The sequence below is a fragment of the uncultured Bacillus sp. genome, from assembly GCF_958411575.1.
GTDB classification, from domain to species: domain Bacteria; phylum Bacillota; class Bacilli; order Bacillales; family Bacillaceae; genus Bacillus; species Bacillus spizizenii.
Genome location: NZ_CATYRA010000015.1, coordinates 53507 through 59826, shown reverse-complemented (window position 1 = coordinate 59826; position 6320 = coordinate 53507). Strand labels below are relative to the sequence as shown.

General features: G+C 42.5%; 5 protein-coding genes. All 5 read left to right on the top strand.

The window, feature by feature from the left end:
- Nucleotides 1–295 precede the first annotated feature (295 nt).
- The 5 genes from ctsR to radA all read left to right on the top strand — a co-directional run bounded on the left by ctsR (nt 296) and on the right by radA (nt 6319).
- Nucleotides 296–760 (top strand): transcriptional regulator CtsR, encoded by a 465-nt coding sequence (gene ctsR, locus Q5C82_RS19160; RefSeq protein WP_003225724.1) that lies wholly within the window; start codon nt 296–298, stop codon nt 758–760.
- A gap of 13 nt (nt 761–773) precedes the next feature.
- On the top strand, nt 774–1331 hold the full coding sequence (gene mcsA, locus Q5C82_RS19155; RefSeq protein WP_003225726.1) for a protein-arginine kinase activator protein McsA: 558 nt from the start codon (nt 774–776) through the stop codon (nt 1329–1331).
- The gene (locus tag Q5C82_RS19150; RefSeq protein WP_003225728.1) at nt 1331–2422 is read left to right on the top strand and encodes a protein arginine kinase; all 1092 of its coding nucleotides are present in this window, start codon (nt 1331–1333) and stop codon (nt 2420–2422) included. The genes mcsA and Q5C82_RS19150 overlap by 1 nt, the downstream gene beginning before the upstream one ends.
- A complete protein-coding gene (gene clpC / locus Q5C82_RS19145) occupies nt 2419–4851 on the top strand; it encodes an ATP-dependent protease ATP-binding subunit ClpC (protein WP_003225731.1) in 2433 nt (810 codons plus the stop codon). Before Q5C82_RS19150 ends, clpC begins: the two co-directional genes overlap by 4 nt.
- A 91-nt stretch (nt 4852–4942) precedes the next feature.
- Nucleotides 4943–6319, top strand: a complete 1377-nt coding sequence (gene radA / locus Q5C82_RS19140) for a DNA repair protein RadA (RefSeq protein ID WP_003225734.1) — start codon at nt 4943–4945, stop codon at nt 6317–6319.
- Nucleotide 6320 lies beyond the last annotated feature (1 nt).

Sequence of the window (6320 nt, the reverse complement as noted above, 5' to 3'; positions counted from 1 at the left end):
GCCGATGGTAGTCGGGGGTTTCCCCCTGTGAGAGTAGGACGCCGCCAAGCAATTGAAAAAAGGGCAGCTCAAATGAGCTGCCCTTTTTTGTATTCTGGTTTATTAGTATCATAAAACTTCTTTTAATTGTATAATATAATAACTTTACACTGAATTTTAAATCGGCAATCAGGTTTTATGGGTCGGGAAAGTGGAAATAATAAAGGATAGAGCGAGAAAGTTGAAAATTCTCGAGAAACGCCTTATAGTAAGATTAAAGTCAAATATAGTCAAAGTCAGTAAAGGAGGGGGTTGAGTGGGACATAATATTTCTGACATCATTGAACAATATTTAAAACGAGTGTTAGATCAAAATGGCAAGGAAATTTTAGAGATTAAACGAAGTGAAATTGCAGATAAATTTCAATGCGTTCCTTCCCAAATAAATTATGTCATCAACACCAGATTTACAAGCGAAAGAGGATATATTGTTGAGAGCAAGCGCGGGGGCGGCGGTTACATCAGAATCATTAAAATTAAAATGAACAATGAAGTTGTCCTGATCAATAATATTATTTCTCAAATTAATACCCATTTGTCTCAAGCAGCCTCTGATGACATTATTTTAAGGCTATTAGAAGACAAGGTGATTTCAGAAAGAGAAGCAAAAATGATGGTCAGCGTGATGGATCGCTCGGTTTTACACATTGACTTGCCTGAACGTGATGAACTAAGAGCGAGAATGATGAAGGCTATGCTGACTTCTTTAAAATTAAAATAAGCGGGTGAAAAGATTGATTTGTCAAGAGTGCAACGAGAGACCAGCCACTTTTCACTTTACAAAGGTTGTTAACGGAGAAAAAATAGAAGTTCATATTTGTGAACAATGTGCCAAAGAAAATAGTGATTCATATGGTATAAGTGCAAATCAAGGTTTCTCTATTCATAATTTACTTTCGGGTTTGCTGAACATGGATTCTTCATTCCAAAATGCAGGAACTCAATTGTTCAGTCACTCGGAACAAATATCAGCTTGTCCGAAATGCGGAATGACTTTTCAGCAATTTAGAAAAATCGGCCGTTTTGGATGTTCTGAATGTTATAAAACATTTCATAGCAACATTACACCTATCTTACGTAAAGTGCACAGCGGAAACACTGTGCATGCTGGAAAAATACCGAAACGTATAGGCGGCAATCTCCATGTCAGACGGCAGATTGACATGCTGAAAAAAGAATTAGAATCCTTAATCCATCAAGAAGAATTTGAGAACGCAGCTCATGTGAGAGATCAAATTCGTTCATTAGAACAATCACTCAAAAGTAAAGATAGTGAGGAGGAACGGGAGTAATGTCGCTAAAGCATTTTATTCAGGACGCACTAAGCAGTTGGATGAAGCAGAAAGGACCTGAAAGTGACATTGTACTCAGCAGCCGCATACGTTTAGCAAGGAACTTTGAACATATACGGTTCCCTACGCGGTATTCCAATGAAGAAGCCTCATCCATCATACAGCAATTTGAAGATCAGTTTTCAGAACAAGAAATTCCCGGAATCGGAAAATTCGTTTTGATCAGAATGAATGATGCACAGGCTTTAGAAAAGCGTGTACTTGTTGAAAAACATCTAATCAGCCCGAATCTGACAGAGTCTCCTTTTGGCGGCTGTTTGCTTTCTGAAAATGAAGAAGTAAGCGTCATGTTAAATGAAGAGGATCATATTAGAATTCAATGTCTTTTTCCTGGGTTTCAGCTTTTAGAGGCGATGAAAGCCGCAAACCAGGTCGATGACTGGATTGAAGAAAAAGTTGATTATGCATTTAATGAGCAAAGAGGATACTTAACCAGCTGTCCTACAAATGTAGGTACGGGTTTAAGGGCTTCAGTCATGATGCATCTGCCGGCACTGGTTTTAACTAGGCAAATAAATCGAATTATACCGGCAATTAATCAATTAGGCTTAGTTGTTAGAGGAATTTATGGGGAAGGCAGCGAAGCAGTAGGAAATATCTTTCAAATTTCAAATCAGATCACGCTTGGTAAGTCAGAGCAGGATATTGTGGATGACCTTAACAGTGTTGCTGCCCAGCTGATTGAACAAGAACGATCTGCCCGAGAAGCGCTTTATCAAACCTCTAAAATTGAACTTGAGGATAAGGTATACCGGTCTTATGGGGTTTTGTCCAATTGCCGGATGATAGAATCGAAAGAAACTGCAAAGTGTCTTTCAGATGTCCGGTTGGGCATAGATCTAGGCATTATTAAAGGACTTTCAAGCAACATACTTAATGAACTAATGATTTTGACACAGCCAGGATTTTTACAGCAGTACTCGGGAGGCGCTTTGCGTCCAAACGAAAGAGACATTCGAAGAGCGGCTCTCATCAGAGAACGGCTTCACTTAGAAATGAACGGGAAAAGACAGGAGGATGAATCGATATGATGTTTGGAAGATTTACAGAACGAGCTCAAAAAGTACTGGCGCTTGCACAGGAAGAGGCACTCCGTTTAGGTCATAATAACATTGGCACTGAGCATATTTTATTAGGACTGGTACGAGAAGGAGAAGGAATTGCTGCTAAAGCTCTACAAGCGCTTGGGCTTGGTTCAGATAAAATTCAAAAAGAAGTTGAAAGTTTGATCGGTCGCGGGCAGGAAATGTCTCAAACGATTCATTACACTCCTAGAGCTAAGAAAGTCATTGAGCTTTCAATGGATGAGGCTAGAAAACTCGGGCATTCTTATGTCGGGACAGAACATATTCTTCTTGGTTTGATTCGCGAAGGTGAAGGTGTTGCTGCGAGAGTGCTGAATAACCTCGGTGTCAGCTTAAATAAAGCAAGACAGCAAGTGCTCCAGCTTCTTGGAAGCAATGAAACAGGATCATCAGCGACAGGAACAAACAGCAATGCGAATACGCCTACGCTTGACAGCTTGGCTAGAGACTTAACTGCTATTGCGAAGGAAGACAGTCTTGATCCTGTAATCGGCAGAAGTAAGGAAATTCAGCGTGTGATCGAAGTGTTAAGCCGCAGAACGAAAAACAACCCTGTTCTCATTGGTGAACCAGGTGTAGGTAAAACGGCTATCGCAGAAGGTTTGGCACAGCAAATTATCAATAACGAAGTTCCCGAAATCTTGCGCGATAAACGCGTAATGACATTAGATATGGGAACAGTTGTTGCCGGTACAAAATACCGCGGTGAATTTGAGGATCGCCTGAAAAAAGTTATGGATGAAATTCGCCAGGCAGGAAACATCATTCTATTCATCGATGAGCTTCATACATTAATCGGAGCGGGCGGAGCAGAAGGTGCCATTGACGCATCTAACATTTTAAAACCTTCACTTGCTCGCGGCGAACTTCAATGTATTGGAGCGACGACTCTTGATGAGTACCGTAAATATATTGAAAAAGATGCAGCGTTGGAACGCCGTTTTCAGCCGATTCAGGTTGATCAGCCGTCTGCAGATGAAAGTATTCAAATTTTAAAAGGCTTGCGTGACCGATATGAAGCTCACCACCGCGTATCAATTACAGATGATGCCATTGAAGCTGCGGTTAAGCTTTCTGACAGATATATTTCTGACCGTTTCCTTCCGGATAAAGCAATTGACTTAATCGATGAAGCGGGTTCAAAGGTGAGACTGCGCTCCTTTACAACGCCTCCTAACTTAAAAGAGCTTGAACAGAAGCTTGATGAGGTTCGTAAAGAAAAGGATGCGGCAGTGCAAAGCCAAGAGTTTGAAAAAGCTGCTTCCTTGCGTGATACTGAGCAGCGCCTGCGCGAGCAAGTAGAGGATACGAAGAAATCATGGAAAGAGAAGCAAGGGCAGGAAAACTCAGAGGTTACTGTTGATGATATTGCGATGGTTGTATCCAGCTGGACTGGGGTGCCTGTATCTAAAATCGCCCAAACTGAAACAGATAAGCTTCTCAATATGGAAAGCATTCTTCACTCCCGTGTCATCGGCCAGGATGAAGCAGTTGTAGCTGTTGCAAAAGCAGTCAGACGTGCGAGAGCAGGATTAAAAGATCCTAAACGCCCAATCGGCTCATTCATTTTCTTAGGCCCTACAGGTGTTGGTAAAACAGAGCTGGCGCGAGCACTTGCTGAATCCATTTTCGGTGATGAAGAAGCCATGATCAGAATTGATATGTCTGAATACATGGAAAAACACTCAACTTCAAGACTTGTCGGTTCACCTCCGGGATATGTGGGATACGATGAAGGCGGCCAATTAACAGAGAAAGTCAGAAGAAAACCTTACTCTGTCGTGCTTCTTGATGAGATTGAGAAAGCGCATCCTGATGTCTTCAATATCCTCCTGCAAGTTCTTGAAGACGGACGATTAACTGATTCTAAAGGACGTACAGTCGATTTCCGCAATACCATTCTGATTATGACGTCAAACGTCGGAGCAAGTGAGCTGAAACGCAATAAATATGTCGGCTTTAACGTTCAGGATGAGACGCAGAATCATAAAGACATGAAAGATAAAGTGATGGGTGAATTGAAACGCGCGTTCAGACCGGAGTTTATCAACCGGATCGATGAAATCATTGTCTTCCATTCACTTGAGAAAAAACATCTCACTGAAATCGTGTCATTGATGTCTGATCAATTAACAAAACGCCTGAAAGAACAGGATCTTTCTATCGAATTGACCGATGCTGCAAAAGCGAAAGTCGCGGAAGAGGGCGTTGACCTGGAATACGGTGCCCGTCCGTTAAGAAGAGCTATCCAAAAACATGTCGAGGACCGTTTATCTGAAGAACTCCTCCGAGGGAATATTCATAAAGGACAGCATATCGTTCTCGATGTAGAAGACGGCGAGTTTGTCGTAAAAACGACTGCTAAAACGAATTAATATAGAAGACGAAAATGAGGCATACAGCATGTAAGTGTATGCCTCACTTTCATATCAAGAAATAGAACAAGGGAGAGGTCTTACACTATATATGGCTAAAACAAAATCGAAATTCATCTGCCAATCCTGCGGTTACGAGTCTCCAAAATGGATGGGGAAATGTCCGGGCTGCGGTGCTTGGAATACTATGGTGGAAGAAATGATAAAAAAAGCGCCGGCCAATCGGAGAGCGGCTTTTTCTCATTCAGTTCAAACTGTACAGAAACCTTCACCTATTACATCAATTGAAACATCAGAAGAACCCCGGGTTAAAACCCAGCTTGGCGAGTTTAACAGAGTGCTCGGCGGGGGCGTCGTCAAAGGCTCACTCGTTTTAATCGGCGGCGATCCTGGTATCGGAAAGTCAACGTTATTACTGCAGGTTTCCGCTCAATTATCAGATTCATCGAACAGTGTGCTGTACATTTCGGGAGAAGAATCGGTAAAGCAAACGAAACTGAGAGCAGATCGTCTTGGCATTAATAGTCCGTCACTGCATGTTTTATCTGAAACCGATATGGAGTATATTTCGTCTGCTATACAAGAGATGAATCCAGCGTTTGTCGTTGTAGACTCTATTCAAACGGTTTACCAAAGCGACATTACATCGGCTCCGGGCAGTGTGTCACAGGTCAGAGAATGTACCGCTGAGCTGATGAAAATTGCAAAAACAAAAGGTATTCCGATTTTTATCGTAGGGCACGTGACGAAGGAAGGGTCGATTGCAGGGCCGAGACTGTTGGAGCATATGGTCGACACTGTTTTATATTTTGAAGGGGAACGTCACCATACGTTCCGTATTTTGCGGGCTGTAAAAAACCGTTTTGGTTCTACAAATGAAATGGGCATTTTTGAAATGCGCGAAGAGGGGCTCACTGAGGTTTTGAATCCTTCAGAAATTTTCTTAGAAGAACGTTCAGCGGGATCCGCAGGCTCAAGCATAACTGCTTCTATGGAGGGCACAAGACCGATTCTCGTTGAAATCCAGGCGCTCATCTCGCCAACAAGCTTTGGCAATCCGCGGCGTATGGCAACAGGAATAGACCATAACAGGGTTTCGCTGTTAATGGCTGTGTTAGAAAAAAGAGTTGGGCTGCTGCTGCAAAATCAGGATGCTTATTTGAAAGTAGCCGGCGGCGTAAAGCTTGATGAACCGGCAATTGATCTTGCCATTGCGATCAGTATCGCGTCCAGCTTTAGAGATACACCTCCAAATCCTGCAGATTGTTTTATAGGAGAAGTGGGATTAACCGGAGAAGTCCGCCGGGTTTCAAGAATTGAACAACGTGTGAAAGAAGCGGCTAAGCTTGGTTTTACACGCATGATCATACCCGCGGCAAATCTGGATGGATGGACAAAACCAAAAGGGATTGAGGTTATCGGAGTAGCAAATGTTGCAGAGGCGCTTCGTACTTCATTAGGAGGATAAT